This window comes from Acinetobacter sp. YH12239, from assembly GCF_013417635.1.
Classification (GTDB): domain Bacteria; phylum Pseudomonadota; class Gammaproteobacteria; order Pseudomonadales; family Moraxellaceae; genus Acinetobacter.
Genome location: NZ_VPDP01000005.1, coordinates 14,467 through 29,140, shown reverse-complemented (window position 1 = coordinate 29,140; position 14,674 = coordinate 14,467). Strand labels below are relative to the sequence as shown.

General features: G+C 40.4%; 16 protein-coding genes. 12 read left to right on the top strand and 4 right to left on the bottom strand.

The window, feature by feature from the left end:
* Positions 1-61: 61 nt before the first annotated feature.
* The 5 genes from FTV17_RS06240 to FTV17_RS06220 all read left to right on the top strand — a co-directional run bounded on the left by FTV17_RS06240 (position 62) and on the right by FTV17_RS06220 (position 2,130).
* Positions 62-361 carry a hypothetical protein gene (locus FTV17_RS06240; protein WP_179998609.1) on the top strand — a complete coding sequence of 100 codons (300 nt, stop codon included), beginning with the start codon at positions 62-64 and terminating at the stop codon, positions 359-361.
* A complete protein-coding gene (locus tag FTV17_RS06235; RefSeq protein ID WP_179998608.1) occupies positions 358-783 on the top strand; it encodes a YqaA family protein in 426 nt (141 codons plus the stop codon). Before FTV17_RS06240 ends, FTV17_RS06235 begins: the two co-directional genes overlap by 4 nt.
* A gap of 158 nt (positions 784-941) precedes the next feature.
* The gene (gene rpmI, locus FTV17_RS06230; protein WP_004278281.1) at positions 942-1,136 is read left to right on the top strand and encodes a 50S ribosomal protein L35; all 195 of its coding nucleotides are present in this window, start codon (positions 942-944) and stop codon (positions 1,134-1,136) included.
* 11 nt (positions 1,137-1,147) lie between these two features.
* Positions 1,148-1,507: a 50S ribosomal protein L20 gene (gene rplT / locus FTV17_RS06225; protein WP_004867327.1), complete on the top strand. Its 360-nt coding sequence runs from the start codon at positions 1,148-1,150 to the stop codon at positions 1,505-1,507.
* 83 nt (positions 1,508-1,590) lie between these two features.
* On the top strand, positions 1,591-2,130 hold the full coding sequence (locus FTV17_RS06220) for an AAA family ATPase (protein ID WP_179998607.1): 540 nt from the start codon (positions 1,591-1,593) through the stop codon (positions 2,128-2,130).
* Here FTV17_RS06220 and FTV17_RS06215 read toward each other — a convergent pair.
* Positions 2,115-3,140, bottom strand: coding sequence for a hypothetical protein (locus FTV17_RS06215; RefSeq protein WP_179998606.1), 1,026 nt, complete (start codon positions 3,138-3,140; stop codon positions 2,115-2,117). The genes FTV17_RS06220 and FTV17_RS06215 overlap by 16 nt on opposite strands.
* 169 nt (positions 3,141-3,309) lie before the next feature.
* Between FTV17_RS06215 and pheS the strand changes: the two genes are divergently transcribed.
* From pheS to FTV17_RS06200, 3 genes are all read left to right on the top strand, one after another.
* Entirely contained in the window at positions 3,310-4,290 is a 981-nt protein-coding gene (gene pheS, locus FTV17_RS06210) for a phenylalanine--tRNA ligase subunit alpha (protein WP_035265373.1), read from the top strand.
* Positions 4,291-4,410: 120 nt separating this feature from the next.
* A complete protein-coding gene (gene pheT, locus FTV17_RS06205; protein WP_179998605.1) occupies positions 4,411-6,792 on the top strand; it encodes a phenylalanine--tRNA ligase subunit beta in 2,382 nt (793 codons plus the stop codon).
* On the top strand, positions 6,789-7,085 hold the full coding sequence (locus FTV17_RS06200; protein WP_035265376.1) for an integration host factor subunit alpha: 297 nt from the start codon (positions 6,789-6,791) through the stop codon (positions 7,083-7,085). Before pheT ends, FTV17_RS06200 begins: the two co-directional genes overlap by 4 nt.
* 143 nt (positions 7,086-7,228) lie before the next feature.
* Here the strand turns inward: FTV17_RS06200 and FTV17_RS06195 are convergent, their stop codons facing one another.
* The 3 genes from FTV17_RS06195 to trxA all read right to left on the bottom strand — a co-directional run bounded on the left by FTV17_RS06195 (position 7,229) and on the right by trxA (position 9,829).
* Positions 7,229-7,513: a hypothetical protein gene (locus tag FTV17_RS06195; protein WP_035268570.1), complete on the bottom strand. Its 285-nt coding sequence runs from the start codon at positions 7,511-7,513 to the stop codon at positions 7,229-7,231.
* A gap of 401 nt (positions 7,514-7,914) precedes the next feature.
* Positions 7,915-9,183, bottom strand: a complete 1,269-nt coding sequence (gene rho, locus FTV17_RS06190) for a transcription termination factor Rho (RefSeq protein ID WP_035268567.1) — start codon at positions 9,181-9,183, stop codon at positions 7,915-7,917.
* Between the two features lie 319 nt (positions 9,184-9,502).
* Positions 9,503-9,829 carry a thioredoxin gene (gene trxA / locus FTV17_RS06185; protein ID WP_035268564.1) on the bottom strand — a complete coding sequence of 109 codons (327 nt, stop codon included), beginning with the start codon at positions 9,827-9,829 and terminating at the stop codon, positions 9,503-9,505.
* 269 nt (positions 9,830-10,098) lie between these two features.
* Between trxA and ppx the strand changes: the two genes are divergently transcribed.
* The 4 genes from ppx to proC all read left to right on the top strand — a co-directional run bounded on the left by ppx (position 10,099) and on the right by proC (position 14,652).
* Positions 10,099-11,619 (top strand): exopolyphosphatase, encoded by a 1,521-nt coding sequence (gene ppx / locus FTV17_RS06180; protein ID WP_179998604.1) that lies wholly within the window; start codon positions 10,099-10,101, stop codon positions 11,617-11,619.
* Between the two features lie 67 nt (positions 11,620-11,686).
* Positions 11,687-12,511, top strand: coding sequence for an acetyl-CoA carboxylase carboxyltransferase subunit alpha (locus FTV17_RS06175; RefSeq protein ID WP_035268558.1), 825 nt, complete (start codon positions 11,687-11,689; stop codon positions 12,509-12,511).
* The gene (gene tilS, locus FTV17_RS06170) at positions 12,448-13,800 is read left to right on the top strand and encodes a tRNA lysidine(34) synthetase TilS (RefSeq protein ID WP_179998603.1); all 1,353 of its coding nucleotides are present in this window, start codon (positions 12,448-12,450) and stop codon (positions 13,798-13,800) included. The genes FTV17_RS06175 and tilS overlap by 64 nt, the downstream gene beginning before the upstream one ends.
* Before the next feature lie 21 nt (positions 13,801-13,821).
* Positions 13,822-14,652: a pyrroline-5-carboxylate reductase gene (gene proC / locus FTV17_RS06165; protein ID WP_179998602.1), complete on the top strand. Its 831-nt coding sequence runs from the start codon at positions 13,822-13,824 to the stop codon at positions 14,650-14,652.
* Positions 14,653-14,674: the final 22 nt, after the last annotated feature.

Sequence of the window (14,674 nt, the reverse complement as noted above, 5' to 3'; positions counted from 1 at the left end):
AAGTGTGCTAAACTCTATACATCTAAACCACCATTTGGTGGTTTTTTTATGGAGAACTGCCATGAAGGATTTTTTTTTGAATTTTAGCAAAATTGTTGAATCTAATTCCAAAGTATACTGGGCAATTATTGCTGGTATTTTACTCTGTGTTGCTTCTTATATCGTCGAAATATTTCATGTGCAAAATATCATTGCAGCAATCGATCCAGATTCTAGGGATCAATTAAAACAGGTGATTCCAGCAATTACGAGTAAATATACGGTGCTACGTGCCATCATAGTAGTGTTGGCAATTGCTTGGTCGATAAAAGAATATCGCAAAACGCAGAAACTTTTAGCAGCGAACAAGTCCAGTAAATGAATCTGATTTTATTGTTCTTAAGTGCCTTTGGAGCCGCCACTTTATTGCCCTTACAGTCCGAAGCAATATTGTTGGGGTCATTTGCTCTAAAACAATTTTCGCCGTGGATGCTTATTTTTGTTGCAAGTGTAGCGAATGTGATGGGTTCATGCGTTAATTGGTGGTTGGGCTTAAAAATAGAGCAGTTTAAAACCAAAAAGTGGTTTCCATTTAAGTCAGATCAAATGATTCGTGCTCAACGGGCTTATCAGCAGTATGGTACATGGTCACTTTTTTTAAGTTGGGTGCCTATCATTGGTGATCCAATCACCTTAATTGCAGGAATCTTGAAAGAAAAATTCTGGAAATTTATCTTCGTGGTGGGTATAGCGAAAACAGGTCGATATCTATTTATCTACTGGGTGTATCTTGGTTTGTTGTAAATTTTCGTAGAGTAAAACTCATCAAGATTAATTTGTCTGAATCAAGATTAACGGTGCTTTTGTTTTGCGCAAAGATGCTATAGAATACTCGCTCCCTTACCTGCAGGTCGTATTGTAATGGTGCAAACGAGCCGAACAGGTGTTCAAAAGAGGTTGTTATGCCTAAGATGAAAACTCGCCGTGGTGCAGCAAAACGCTTCAAAGCGACTGCTAACGGTTTTAAGCGTAAACAAGCGTTCAAACGCCACATTTTGACCAAAAAATCTGCTAAGCGTATTCGTCAATTGCGCGGCTGTGTAATGGTTCACGTAAGTGACGTTGCTTCAGTTCGTCGTATGTGCCCGTACATCTAAGGAGATTATAAATGGCTCGTGTAAAACGTGGTGTACAGGCTCATCGCCGTCACAAAAAAATTCTTGCTCGCGCTAAAGGTTACTATGGTGCTCGTTCACGCGTTTACCGCGTAGCGTTCCAAGCGGTAATCAAAGCAGGTCAATATGCTTACCGTGACCGTCGTCAAAAGAAACGTCAATTCCGTGCTTTATGGATTGCGCGTATCAATGCTGGTGCACGTCAAAATGGTTTGTCGTACAGCCGTATGATCGATGGCTTGAAAAAAGCTCAAGTGATCATCGACCGTCGCGTACTTGCTGACATCGCTATGCATGACGCAGTTGCATTTGCTGCTTTAGCTGAAAAAGCTAAAGGCGCATTAGCTGCTTAATCATCGTAGATGAGAAAAAGACCGCTTTTTAGCGGTCTTTTTTATTTTCATTGTTTACGACCAAATAAAGCCAAGAGATCAGCATGAATAAAATTATGGTCGTCGGTACAGCAGCATCTGGGAAAACAACCTTTGCACGTAAGTTGGCTGCTCAACTGCAAGTCGATCATATTGAACTTGATAATCTCTTTTGGTTGGATAACTGGACTGAGTCATCTTCAATACAATTTCAAGAAAAATTTATAAATCGTGTTAGGTCTATGAATAAGGGCTTCGTAATTGATGGTAATTATTCCCTGATTCAAAATTTAATCTTAAGTGAGATCGACACTGTGATTTGGTTGGATTTTTCACTACGCGTAAATCTTTATCGTGTGATTAAGAGGTCGCTATATCGTGTGATTAGCCAAAAGAAAATATGGAAAAATTCTAACAATAGAGAACATTGGGCGAAATTGTTAAGTAAAGACTCAATAATATTGTGGGTAGTCCAAACACATGGGAAAAATAGACTTAAATATTCGCAGATGATGAAAGCCACTCAATATCATCATATAAAGTGGCTACATTTTCATAAATCTGAACAATTAGATGAATTTTTAAAACATCACAGTCCAAAATAGTAAGCGCAGAAACAGATTATTGCAGTGACTAAAATGAGGGCAAACACATTTGATTTACCTGTTTTAGGTGTGGGTTGGTGAGAACTGGAATCATTGTTGAAAAAGCGTTTTCCATGTTGAGTATGTGTTGAGGCTTCATCCAAAGGGGAGTGAATTTCGGGGCTTTTTAAATGAGCAGTTTTATAGTGATTTGCTACTTTAGTAATGAATTTTGCACTCAGGTCATCTAACTTTTGTTGAAATACCTTCAGTTGTTTTTCTTCCTCAAGAGATTCTTGATGATCTTGCTCCAAAAGTTTTCGTTTTTGACTCTTTAAATGTTGTTCTAGATGCATAAAACGCACTAAGGTTTCATTGGCATAAGGTGCTGCATAATCTTGTGGCAGTAATGGTAAGGCAACTCCAATGTTGCAGGGTGATTGATCGTCGGTACCATAAAAGATTGCGCCACGCTCAACGGATTCCATCCCTTGTGCTAATGCGTGATCGAACAGCTCATTCTCTGTGTAGTCGTGAATATCATTCCAATTAGGTGCTTGAAGATCTGCCTCAACACGTTTGATATGCTGGGTGGATAGATCAAAACGCCAAAATGTTTCAATTCGTGCAGGGAGTGTTTGATTGTTTGGTATGTCGAAGTCTTGTTCAGAGCTATACCATTCGGCAAGTTCTTTACCACAGATCCATGCTGTTTTTACATTACGGTGATGACTGACAATGAAATGGGGATATGGTAAAAGTTCAACATTTGGATTGGGATTTTTTTCATCGATTAATAAACTTGAGTTATGTAGGCTTAAGCGTGTGACACCCTGACGTTTTAAGCTTTCTAACCAAACTTGGAAGTGTTGTGCCAATAAGTGTTGTGTATTTAAATCTCGAAAAAGGAAATGGTGCTGATTAAAAATCGCATGATTTTTCCAGTGTTGAAAACTTAAATCCTGACTTAAAAACTCATTGCCATAAGTCACGAGTGTGAGCTGTTGTTTCCAAATTTGATCTAATGCCATGACATATCTTCTCAATGATCATTGCGCATATCTTAAACTTTTTATAAATGTAATTTCCAATTTAATTCCACATCCAACTTTAACACTTGCTGATCTTCATACGGAGCTATAAAAGCTGTTAGAATGCGCAGTTATATTATTTTTTATATTTGTTGCTTTGAGAGTTACTATGTCACTGGAAGCCCTGACCACTGAAGCGCTCGCTGCCATTGCAGCAGCTCAAGACCTTGCAACACTCGATCAGGTTCGAGTGCAATTTACGGGTAAGAAAAGCCAGCTTGCTGAACAATCGAAAGCACTGGGTAAAATGGATCCGGAAGAGCGTAAGGTCTTTGGTGCGCAGATTCATTCAGTTCGAGAAGCGATTAATGGCGCATTAACTGAGCGTCAAACTGCATTACAAAAAGCTGCACTAGAACAAAAATTAGCAAGTGAACAGATAGACATCACGTTGCCTGGTCGTGGTCAACAGGTGGGTAGTATCCACCCAGTGACCCAAGTACAAGAGCGTATTTGTCAATTCTTCACGAAAGCAGGTTTTTCTGTTGCGACTGGTCCAGAGGTTGAAGATGACTATCACAACTTTGAGGCATTAAATATTCCGGGTCATCACCCTGCGCGTGCAATGCACGATACCTTTTACTTCGATGTAAACCATTTGCTTCGTACGCATACCTCTGGTGTACAGATTCGTACGATGGAAACACAGCAACCACCAATTCGTATTGTATGTCCAGGTCGTGTGTATCGCTGTGACTCAGACCAAACACATTCTCCGATGTTCCACCAAATTGAGGGTTTGTACGTTGCAGAAAATACGAGCTTTGCTGAATTGAAAGGATTATTGGTTAATTTACTGAATGAGTTCTTTGAAAAAGACTTGAAAGTACGTTTCCGCCCATCTTACTTCCCATTCACAGAACCAAGTGCTGAAGTCGACATCATGGATGAGCGAGGAAAATGGTTAGAAGTATTAGGTTGTGGCATGGTGCATCCAAATGTTCTTCGTTCAGCGGGTATTGATCCAGATAAGTACAAAGGCTTTGCATTTGGTTTAGGTGTTGAACGTTTTGCAATGCTTCGTTATGGCATAAACGACTTGCGTATGTTCTACCAAAATGATGTGCGTTTCTTACGCCAGTTTGCTTAAAACTTTTTATTAAATCCTCTCCTAACTTGAGGAACTCCACAGAATTATTTGGGGTTCTCTCCCTTAGCAAAGGGGGTTAGAGGGAGGATTCTAGAGATTTGAATTACAGGTTTTATATCAATGAAAATTAGCGAAAATTGGCTACGCACATGGGTTAACCCAGCCATCGATAGCGATACTTTATCTAACCAACTGACCATGTTGGGTCTTGAGGTAGATGATTTATCTCCTGCTGCAAAACCATTTACTGGTGTGGTTGTAGGTGAAGTACTTACGGTAGAACAGCACCCAGATGCAGATCGTTTACGTGTAACGACTGTCAACATTGGTTCGGGTGAACCATTACAAATCGTCTGTGGTGCACCTAATGTACGTGCAGGAATGAAAGCACCCGTAGCAACTATCGGTGCAGTATTGCCAGGTGATTTTAAAATCAAAAAAGGTAAGCTTCGTGGTGTTGAATCACAAGGTATGCTGTGCGGTGCATCTGAAATTGATTTAGAAGATAAAATTGACGGTCTACTCGAGCTTCCTGCGGACGCGCCAGTCGGTGTAAACGTACGTGAATATTTAGATCTTGATGACAACGTGATTGATATTAGTATCACACCAAACCGTGGTGACTGTTTCAGTATTCGTGGGATTGCACGTGAAATTGGTGTGATTAACCAACTTCCTGTGACTGCGCCTGAAATTAAAGAAGTGGCTGCAACGATTGCTGATGAAAAGAAAGTCGTTGTATCTACTGAAGGTTGCCCACGTTACTTAGGTCGTGTGATCAAAAACGTCAACACCAAAGCGCCAACTCCTGAATGGATGGAACGCGCACTGGCTCGTTCTGGTATCCGTCAGCACAGTATCTTAGTTGATATTACCAACTATGTATTAATGGAGTTGGGTCAACCGCTTCACGCATTTGATGGTGGTAAAGTTCAAGGTGCGGTACACGTTCGTCAAGCAACTGCAGGTGAAAAACTTGTTCTCTTGAATGAGCAAGAAGTTGAAATGCAAGACAACGTGATGGTGATTGCAGATGACGAAAAAGCATTAGCAATTGCGGGCATCATGGGTGGCTTGTCTTCATCGGTGACAGACGCAACGACTGAAATCTTCCTTGAATCAGCATTCTTTGCACCACTTCATATTGCGGGTCGTGCGCGTAGCTTCGGTTTACATACAGATGCGTCTCAGCGTTATGAGCGTGGAGTGGATTTCGAACTTCCAATGATCGCAATGCACCGTGCATCTCAGTTGATTTCTGAGCTTGCAGGTGGTGAATTTGGTCCAATTACTGTAGCAGAAAATCCAGCAGTACTACCAACACGCGAAGCAATCGAGCTTGAGCAGGCGCAAGTTGATCAACTTCTTGGTTATAAAGTTGACTCTGACTTTATTACTGATGCGTTAACACGTCTAGGTTGTCAGGTAACAATTAAAGCACAAGGTCAATGGTCTGTCGTACCGCCATCACATCGTTATGATATGGCAATCTACCAAGACTTAATTGAAGAGGTTGCGCGTATTCATGGTTATGACAACATTCAAATCAGCTTGCCTGTGATTGATGTGAAACTTGCAAAATACCAAGATCAATTTGAAGTTGTACAATTACGTCAAACTTTGGTTGCACTTGGTTACCAAGAGGCAATCAGCTTTAGTTTTGCTGATTTAAAACTTGAAAAACAGTTAAATCCAAGTGTAAATCCTTTGGCATTGGCAAATCCAATTTCAAGTGATTTGGCTGTAATGCGTTCGACTTTACTTTCAAGCTTAATTCCTTGTGTCCAATACAACGTTAATCGTCAACAAAGTCGCGTACGCTTCTTTGAGCTTGGCTTACGTTTTGATTATCAAGAAGCAACCAGTATTCATGATCTTAAGCAAATACCTACACTTGCGATTGTGGCAACAGGTGCGAAGAATCAGGAATCTTGGCATGCTAAACCTCAGCCAATGGATTTCTTCGATTTTAAAGGTGAAATTGAGGCTGTATTGGCAGCTGGGCGAGTTCAAGTAGAATATGTGCGTTCAGAGCGTTCATGGTTACATCCAGGTCAATCTGCTGAAATTTTAGTGGACGGAAAATCGATTGGTTATATTGGTCGTTTACATCCATCGCTTGAAGATGAGCTTGATCTCGCAACGACATGGGTAGCAGAACTCGATCAATCGTCTGTTTTGCAAACTTATGTATCTAATTTTACAGAATTATCACGATTTCCTTCAGTGAGACGTGATATTGCAGTTTTAATTAGTGATAAGATTAATGTTAGTGAAATTCAGCAACTTATCGAAAAAACTGGAGGAGAGTTACTTGATTCTTCTTGGTTATTCGATGTGTATACGGGTCAAGGTGTAGAAGAGGGTAAACGTTCATTGGCGTTTGCACTTTTATGGCAGCATCCGAGTCGCACGCTTGAGGATGCTGAAATTAAATCTGGTATGGATAATATTTTACAAGTGTTAGAAAACACTTACCAAGCGACATTGAGGGCCTCATGACAGCATTAACAAAAGCAGAAATGGCTGATCATTTGAGTGAGCTGACGAGTTTAAATCGTCGTGAAGCTAAACAAATGGTTGAGTTGTTTTTTGATGAAATTAGCCAGGCATTAATTGCAGGTGAACATGTCAAATTATCGGGTTTTGGTAATTTCGAACTGCGTGACAAGCGTCAGCGTCCAGGGCGTAATCCAAAAACAGGTGAGGAGATTCCTATTTCTGCTCGCCGTGTAGTGACCTTCCGTGCTGGTCAAAAGTTTAGACAGCGTGTAGGGACAGAGCAAGTCGATTAATCGCTTGATCAAATAACATTTAAAAAAACCTGAGCTCCGCTCAGGTTTTTTTATGCTCTTAACTTTATGCGAATTCATAGAATTCAGCGCATAAAAAAAGAGAACCAAAGGTTCTCTTTTTTTCGAATAATCTAAAGTTTAGATTATTGAGCAGCAGAAGCAGCAGCAGTAGCGTCAGCAGCAGCGTCAGTAGCTTCAGCAGCAGCGTCAGTAGCTTCAGCAGCAGCAGCGTCAGCTTGAGCAGCAACTTCAGAAGAAGCTTCAACAGCAGCAGCGTCAGCAGCTACAACAGCTTCAGAAGCAGCTTCTACAGCTTCAGATGCAGCAGCGTTTGCGTCAGCAGCAGCTTCTTCAGTTTTTTTAGCACAACCAACGAAAGCTAAAGTAGTAGCAACGGCAGCAGCAATAGCAATTTTTTTGAATAACATGGCATCACTCTCATTAAAATAAATTGAGACAAAAAACCCGGTTAGTCTGTTGTGTGCTTTTATTATTCCTAACGTTAGTAAGGTTAATAACGCATGGAGCAGCCTAACTGGTATGCCGACATGCTATCACTGAGTATTTTGAATTACTACTAGGCGAAATGAAAAAATGCTTAAAAAATGAGAAATTTGACCCTATTTTTAACAGAAAATTACAATCATTTTTGCATTTTGAATTGGATAAATACTAAGTAAATACTTAAAAAATAAAGGGAATTAAAATACAAGATGATAAAAATCACATACTTGCAAGAAAAGTTACATTCAAAAGTCGGTATTGTGTATTTATGTAAATGGTGTCAACCTAAATAAAAGGCCATCAATAAATGATGGCCTTTTGCGTATTAGTTGGCAGCTTTGCGTTTCATTTGATCGAAGAAATCATCATTAGTCTTGGTTTCCTTCATGCGATCAAGTAAGAATTCCATCGCAGCAAGTTCGTCCATAGGATGGAGAAGCTTACGTAAAATCCAAACCTTACGTAGTTTATCTTCATCCATGAGGCGTTCTTCACGACGTGTACCAGATTTCTTGATATTCATCGCAGGGAATACACGTTTCTCAGCAATACGGCGATCAAGCGTAATCTCTTGGTTACCTGTACCTTTGAATTCTTCGTAGATGACTTCATCCATTTTACTGCCAGTTTCAATTAAAGCAGTAGAAATGATCGTAAGTGAACCACCTTCTTCGATATTACGTGCAGCACCGAAGAAACGTTTTGGACGTTCTAAAGCGTGGGCATCAACACCACCAGTTAAAACTTTACCTGATGATGGAATAACCGTGTTATATGCACGTGCTAAACGTGTAATTGAGTCAAGCAAAATAACAACGTCTTTTTTGTGTTCTACCAAACGTTTAGCTTTTTCAATCACCATTTCAGCGACTTGAACGTGACGTGCAGGTGATTCGTCAAATGTTGAAGCAACAACTTCACCACGAACGGTACGTTCCATTTCTGTTACTTCTTCTGGACGCTCATCAATGAGAAGAACGATTAGGAAGCATTCAGGATTATTACGAACAATAGATTGAGCAATGTTTTGGATCAACATTGTCTTACCAGCTTTGGGTGGTGCAACAATAATTGAACGTTGACCTTTACCAATTGGAGCAACTAAATCGACAACACGCGCAGTTAAATCTTCAGTCGAACCATTTCCTAACTCCATCACTAACTGTTCAGTTGGGAATAAAGGCGTTAAGTTTTCGAAAAGAATCTTATTGCGAGAGTTTTCTGGCGTGTCGTAGTTAATTTGATTCACTTTTAAAAGTGCAAAATAACGTTCGCCTTCTTTTGGTGGACGAATCGTACCTGTAATCGTATCTCCAGTGCGCAAATTGAAGCGGCGAATTTGAGATGGGCTGACATAAATGTCATCTGGACCCGCAAGGTAAGACCCTGCTGCAGAACGTAAAAAACCGAAACCATCAGACAGAATTTCAAGAACACCATCGCCGAAAATTTCTTCACCATTCATAGCATGGCGTTTCAAAATGGCAAAAATAATGTCTTGCTTACGGTTACGTGCCATTCCTTCAAGGCCCATGAACTCAGCAATTTTGATGAGTTCGCCTATCGGTTTTTTCTTGAGTTCAGTTAAGTTCATAAATGGTCGATTGAATTAAAAGGAAGTGTGGAACACAGATAGAATAGAAGCAAAAGACATCCGCAGTGCAAGAAAAGAGCAGCAATTGATTTGCACAATAACAAACTCAGAATCTAGTAAGTTCTTTCGAGGAGAAATGTGTAAACAATTTCTTTAGCCGAGCGGCGATCTTATGTTTTGTGTATTGTAAGAAACGAGGAGAAATTGTCCAAGTGTTTCTTGATCATGCAATATAAGTGAGATATGGCTCTTTGTCAATTTTACCGTCAAAAAAAGCGCCAAAAATTTGACGCTTTCAAACCCATTAAAATTGAAAGAATTAGATATTTTCTTCAATAAAAGCTGCAAGTTTTGATTTAGGAGCTGCACCAACTTGTTGAGCAACAACTTCACCATTTTTGAACATCAATAAAGCTGGGATATTACGAATATTGTAATTTACAGCAGTTTGTTCGCATGAAGTTACGTCAACTTTTACGATTTTAACTTTACCTTCGTATTCAGTTGCTAAAACTTCAAGTACAGGAGCAATAGCTTTACATGGCGCACACCAGCCTGCCCAAAAATCAACAAGAACTGGCGTGTCAGAATTTAAAACGTCAGCTTCAAAATTAGCATCAGTTGTATTAACGATATTAGCAGACATGGAATTTGCTCCGAATAATTTTTTGAAAACGGTCTATCTATGTATATAAGTATTACATAGACCACTTTAACAAAGTAGGGGATAGGGTTTATTTTCGGACTAAATTCTGTAAATGTCTAATTGATGCTCACGATTCCCATGATCGGTGTAACACAATTGTCATATATGATGATTTTTTAAATAGTCGTTAAATTGACTAAATAAATGGCTTTTAAATTACAGTTATGTGAATTAATCTAGGCACAATTCTGGTTGAACTTAGCGCAACAATGTCTGATTTTTTGATTGATGAAGAACTCCTTGCAGCCATTGATATGGGCTCAAACAGCTTCCACTTGGCGATTGCTCGAGTTGATCATGGTGAGGTAAAAAAAGTCGCATCGATGTCTGAAAAGGTCCAATTGGCCGCAGGTTTAGATGAAAATAAAAATTTGACAGAAGCTGCTCAACAACGTGGTTTAGCATGCTTGGCTCGATTTGTAGGGCGCCTAAGTTCAGTCCAATCGAATCGTTTAAGAATTGTGGCCACCAATGCTTTGCGCCAAGCTAAAAATGGGCATGAATTCATTCAAAAAGCAGCTGAAATTCTGCCTAAACCTATTGAAATTATTGCTGGTCGTGAAGAAGCACGCTTAATTTATTTAGGTGTATCACATACTATGGCGAACAGCGGTCGCCGTTTGGTGATTGATATTGGTGGTGGCTCGACCGAGTTAATCATTGGTGAAGAGTTTGAGCCGATTCATACTGAATCCGTGCAAATGGGATGCGTTGCATTTACGAAGGCCTATTTTGCAGACGGCGATATTAATCCAAAAGCTTTCGATCGTGCGGTGACTGCCGCACGCAAAGAAATCTCGGGTATCGCGACTACTTACCGTGCGGCAGGATGGGATACTGTTGTTGGTTCAAGTGGAACCATTAAAGCTTGTCGTCAAATTGCGGTAAATATGGGTTGGAGCGATGATCAGGAAAACTTGACGCGAGAAGGCTTGGAAAAACTTAAAGATAAGTTACTCAAATACAAGCATATTGCAGACATGGAATTCGAGGGTCTTAAGGAAGATCGTCGTGCAGTCCTACCTGCGGGTATTGCGATTTTATACGCTGTATTTGAAGTTCTTCAAGTTGATAAGCTGGTCTATTCAGATGGCGCCTTACGAGAAGGTGTAATGTACGATTTACTCGGGCGTTTCCAGCATGAAGATATTCGAGATCGTAGCGTACAAGCCTTGATGGGGCGTTATGGTGCTGATCAAAAACAAGCAGAGCGTGTTGTTGAAACGGCTCAACAATTATTTGATAGCGTGGCAGGAACGCTTGGTCTAAATAATGACGATAGTGATTTGCTACGTCGAGCAGCTTATCTTCATGAAATAGGTTTAGCGATTAGTCATAGTGGTTATCATCGTCACGGCGCATATTTGCTTCAGCATTCTGACATTGCTGGTTTTTCACAAATTGATCAAAATCATTTGTCACATTTGGTCGCTCATCATCGCCGTAAATTGCGTGCTGAAGCAAAAAATGATGTGACGAAAGTCGGTGGAATTAAACTTGTCTATCTATGTTTGCTCCTTCGTCTCGCAATTTTGCTGAATCACAGCCGAAGCGATGAGATGCTTCCTGCCATTGAATTAAAGATATTAGATGAGCAACAATGGCAACTGAAAGTTTCTGGTGATGCAAAACAATGGCCTTTGTTGGTTGCAGAGCTGCATGATGAGCAGGTGCAATTTAAACATTGGGATATCGTTTTGAATATTCAGTCGGAACAATTTATTGGCTAACAGAAGCTGATAAGCGAATTTTATTAGTTAACTACGTCATAGTTAATTTAGGGATATTCATCGACTTATGAAAAATAAAGCTGCTCAATCTAAAGCATGGAAAACGGTTCAAATTGCGCGTCATCCAGATCGCCCACAATTTTTAGATTATGTGAGCGAAATTTTTACAGAATTTGATGCACTTCATGGTGACCGTTTATATGGTGATGATGGTGCAATGGTTGGCGGTTTAGCACGTTTTAATGGTCAGGCTGTGATGGTGGTTGGTCAACATCGTGGTCGTAGTACACGTGAAAAGTTACAGCATAATTTTGGGATGAGTAATCCAGAAGGCTATCGCAAGTCTCAGCGTTTACTTGATATGGCTGAACGATTTAATCTTCCAGTTTTCACATTTATTGACACCATGGGTGCATACCCTGGTGTAGGTGCTGAAGAGCGTGGACAAGCAGAAGCAATTGCTACGAGTCTAGCTCAACTCTCAAGTTTAAAAGTACCTGTCATCGCGACTGTTCTAGGCGAGGGTGGTTCTGGCGGCGCATTAGGCATTGGCGTTGCAGATCGTGTGATTATGCTTTCTCACAGTATTTACTCTGTGATTTCACCTGAAGGTTGTGCCTCAATTCTTTGGAAAACTGCTGAAAAAGCTGAGCAAGCGAGTGAAGCACTTGCACTCACTGCAGATAAACTGAAAGAACTTGGTATTGTTGAGTATGTTGTAGATGAAGGTGAGGGTGCTCATCTTCAGCCAGACGTAGTCATGGATAAATTAAAACATGTGTTACAAGCTGCACTTGATGAGCTTGTTCCAATGGATGCAAATGCAAGATGCGAAGCACGTTACCAACGTTTAATGAAGTTTGGCAGCGACAATTCAGGTCTAGCTTCTTAAAACAAATTGCCAAATTTGATGATGAACACACGTTCTTAGTGGGATGCAGTGGCGGCATGGATTCCATGCTGTTGCTGTATGTCATGTCTCAATTAATTCCCCAAAAAATCCGTGCGATTAATATTAACCACCAGTTGCAATCTGCAAATCAGGAATGGGCTGAATTCGTCCATCAATTTTGTATGGCAGCGCACATCCCTGTGGTTCTCGAGACAGTTCAAGTTGCTGAAGGGAATTTGGAACAGCAAGCTCGAGCAGCACGTTATCAAGCTTTTAAACATCATTTATCCGACACAGATATTTTAGTACTGGCACATCATCAGCAGGATCAAGCTGAGACCGTATTATTACGTTTGTTCTCTGGTGCTGGAATACAGGGGTTGTCCGCGATGAAATTATTAGATTCACGTGAAGACATCATTATTTGGCGACCATTATTGAATCTAAGTCGTGAGCAGATTTGCCAATGGGTAGAGCAACTCGAATTGCCCTACGTGGATGACCCGACCAATTTTGATACGCATTATGATCGAGCTTGGTGTCGTCATGAGCTTTGGAATATTTTGCAAAGCCGATTCCCTAAAATGCAACAGGCGATTGTGAGAACCAGTGTGCTGATGCAAGATGCGAATGAAATTTTGCAAGAGGTTTTACAACAGGATTTGGCATTCTGTGGCGATGATGATCATCTAGATTTACGACAACTCAATCAATTAAGTTTAGCAAGAAGAAGACAACTTTTATCCAATTGGATGAAAGGACAAGACCAATACCGTCCTGCATTTGAGATGGTAGAGCGGTTGACTGAAGAAGTTATTTTGGCGAAACCTGATGCACAAGCAGCATTGCATTGGAATGGACAATATTATGTTCGTTTCCAAAATATCTTATATCGAGTTCCTAAGGATGAATACTTAGCAGCATCAAATACAACTGATTCAGAAATAAAATTTGAAATCCAGCATGTTGTAAATTTAGCTTCGGGTCAATTTAAGATCTGCCAACATCAGCAAGAGTATGGTCTGCGTATAGAACTTTTAAATCAGCCTTTGACATTGCATTATCGTCAAGGTGGGGAAAAAGTCCATTTGCATGGACGTGTGGGGAAATGGCCATTAAAAAAAGCAATTCAAGAGGCACAAATTTTTCCATGGAAGCGTCATACTATTCAAATTTTAAGCTTAGATAATGTTATGCTTGGTGTTTTCACGCCAAAAGGGTTTTGGCTGGCTGAATCAGAGTATTGTGAAGTCGGTGGTTGGCAGCCAAAGTTAGTTTCATCGCTATAAAATCAAGGTTGAGAGTCGTTCATGAGTGTTGCGTTAAACTGTAATATTTGTTTCATTGGTGGTGGTAATATGGCTCAAGCCCTAATTGGAGGGTTGATTAGTCGTGGTTTACCAACAACGCGTATTACAGTTTCCGATCCTGTAGAACGTGTGAGAGAGTTATTAAAAGAAAAAGAAATTCAAGTTACAGACAATAATGAAGACGCGATCCAAAATGCTGATGTTGTTGTTCTGGCGGTGAAACCACAAGTACTGGCACAAGTCCTTAAACCGTTAAAAGGTAAATTTGAGAATAAGTTAATTGTTTCGATTGTAGCAGGGGCTGAAATTGCAACGATTGCTGCATTAACGGGGACGGAGTTTATCGTTCGTGTCATGCCTAATACACCTGCATTGGTTCAAACAGGTGCCCATGGTTTATATGCACATGACGTTGTTGATCAAGCAAAGCGTGAATTGGCAAGTCAGATTTTAGCTGCAACAGGCTTAACACTTTGGGTAAACTCAGAAGAGCAAATTGATGCAGTAACTGCGGTATCGGGTTCAGGTCCAGCGTATTTCTTCTATATGATGGAAAGTATGATTCGTGCTGGGAAAAATTTAGGCTTGGATGAGAAAACTGCAACAGCCTTAACGCTACAAACAGCTCTCGGTGCTGCGCAAATGGCGATCACCAGTTCTAATACGCCATCTGAACTGCGTAAAAATGTGACATCACCAAATGGTACAACTCAAGCAGCCTTGGAAGTTTTTGATCGAGCGCAAATTTCACAGAATATTCAGGCTGCTCTTGCGGCTGCAAAAAAACGCAGTCAGGAGCTCGCTCAGGAATTAAGTGATAGTTCTAAATAACTAAATTTTAGGAAAATTGAAG

What these genes read in the sequence shown, in the direction of transcription:
- FTV17_RS06240 (WP_179998609.1), top strand. Translation starts at nt 62, where the DNA reads ATGAAGGATTTTTTTTTGAATTTTAGCAAAATTGTTGAATCTAATTCC.
- rpmI (WP_004278281.1), top strand. Translation starts at nt 942, where the DNA reads ATGCCTAAGATGAAAACTCGCCGTGGTGCAGCAAAACGCTTCAAAGCG.
- pheS (WP_035265373.1), top strand. Translation starts at nt 3,310, where the DNA reads ATGTCACTGGAAGCCCTGACCACTGAAGCGCTCGCTGCCATTGCAGCA.
- FTV17_RS06220 (WP_179998607.1), top strand. Translation starts at nt 1,591, where the DNA reads ATGAATAAAATTATGGTCGTCGGTACAGCAGCATCTGGGAAAACAACC.
- tilS (WP_179998603.1), top strand. Translation starts at nt 12,448, where the DNA reads ATGCGAAGCACGTTACCAACGTTTAATGAAGTTTGGCAGCGACAATTC.
- rplT (WP_004867327.1), top strand. Translation starts at nt 1,148, where the DNA reads ATGGCTCGTGTAAAACGTGGTGTACAGGCTCATCGCCGTCACAAAAAA.
- FTV17_RS06200 (WP_035265376.1), top strand. Translation starts at nt 6,789, where the DNA reads ATGACAGCATTAACAAAAGCAGAAATGGCTGATCATTTGAGTGAGCTG.
- proC (WP_179998602.1), top strand. Translation starts at nt 13,822, where the DNA reads ATGAGTGTTGCGTTAAACTGTAATATTTGTTTCATTGGTGGTGGTAAT.
- FTV17_RS06215 (WP_179998606.1), bottom strand. Translation starts at nt 3,140, where the DNA reads ATGGCATTAGATCAAATTTGGAAACAACAGCTCACACTCGTGACTTAT.
- FTV17_RS06195 (WP_035268570.1), bottom strand. Translation starts at nt 7,513, where the DNA reads ATGTTATTCAAAAAAATTGCTATTGCTGCTGCCGTTGCTACTACTTTA.
- ppx (WP_179998604.1), top strand. Translation starts at nt 10,099, where the DNA reads ATGTCTGATTTTTTGATTGATGAAGAACTCCTTGCAGCCATTGATATG.
- rho (WP_035268567.1), bottom strand. Translation starts at nt 9,183, where the DNA reads ATGAACTTAACTGAACTCAAGAAAAAACCGATAGGCGAACTCATCAAA.
- FTV17_RS06175 (WP_035268558.1), top strand. Translation starts at nt 11,687, where the DNA reads ATGAAAAATAAAGCTGCTCAATCTAAAGCATGGAAAACGGTTCAAATT.
- FTV17_RS06235 (WP_179998608.1), top strand. Translation starts at nt 358, where the DNA reads ATGAATCTGATTTTATTGTTCTTAAGTGCCTTTGGAGCCGCCACTTTA.
- pheT (WP_179998605.1), top strand. Translation starts at nt 4,411, where the DNA reads ATGAAAATTAGCGAAAATTGGCTACGCACATGGGTTAACCCAGCCATC.
- trxA (WP_035268564.1), bottom strand. Translation starts at nt 9,829, where the DNA reads ATGTCTGCTAATATCGTTAATACAACTGATGCTAATTTTGAAGCTGAC.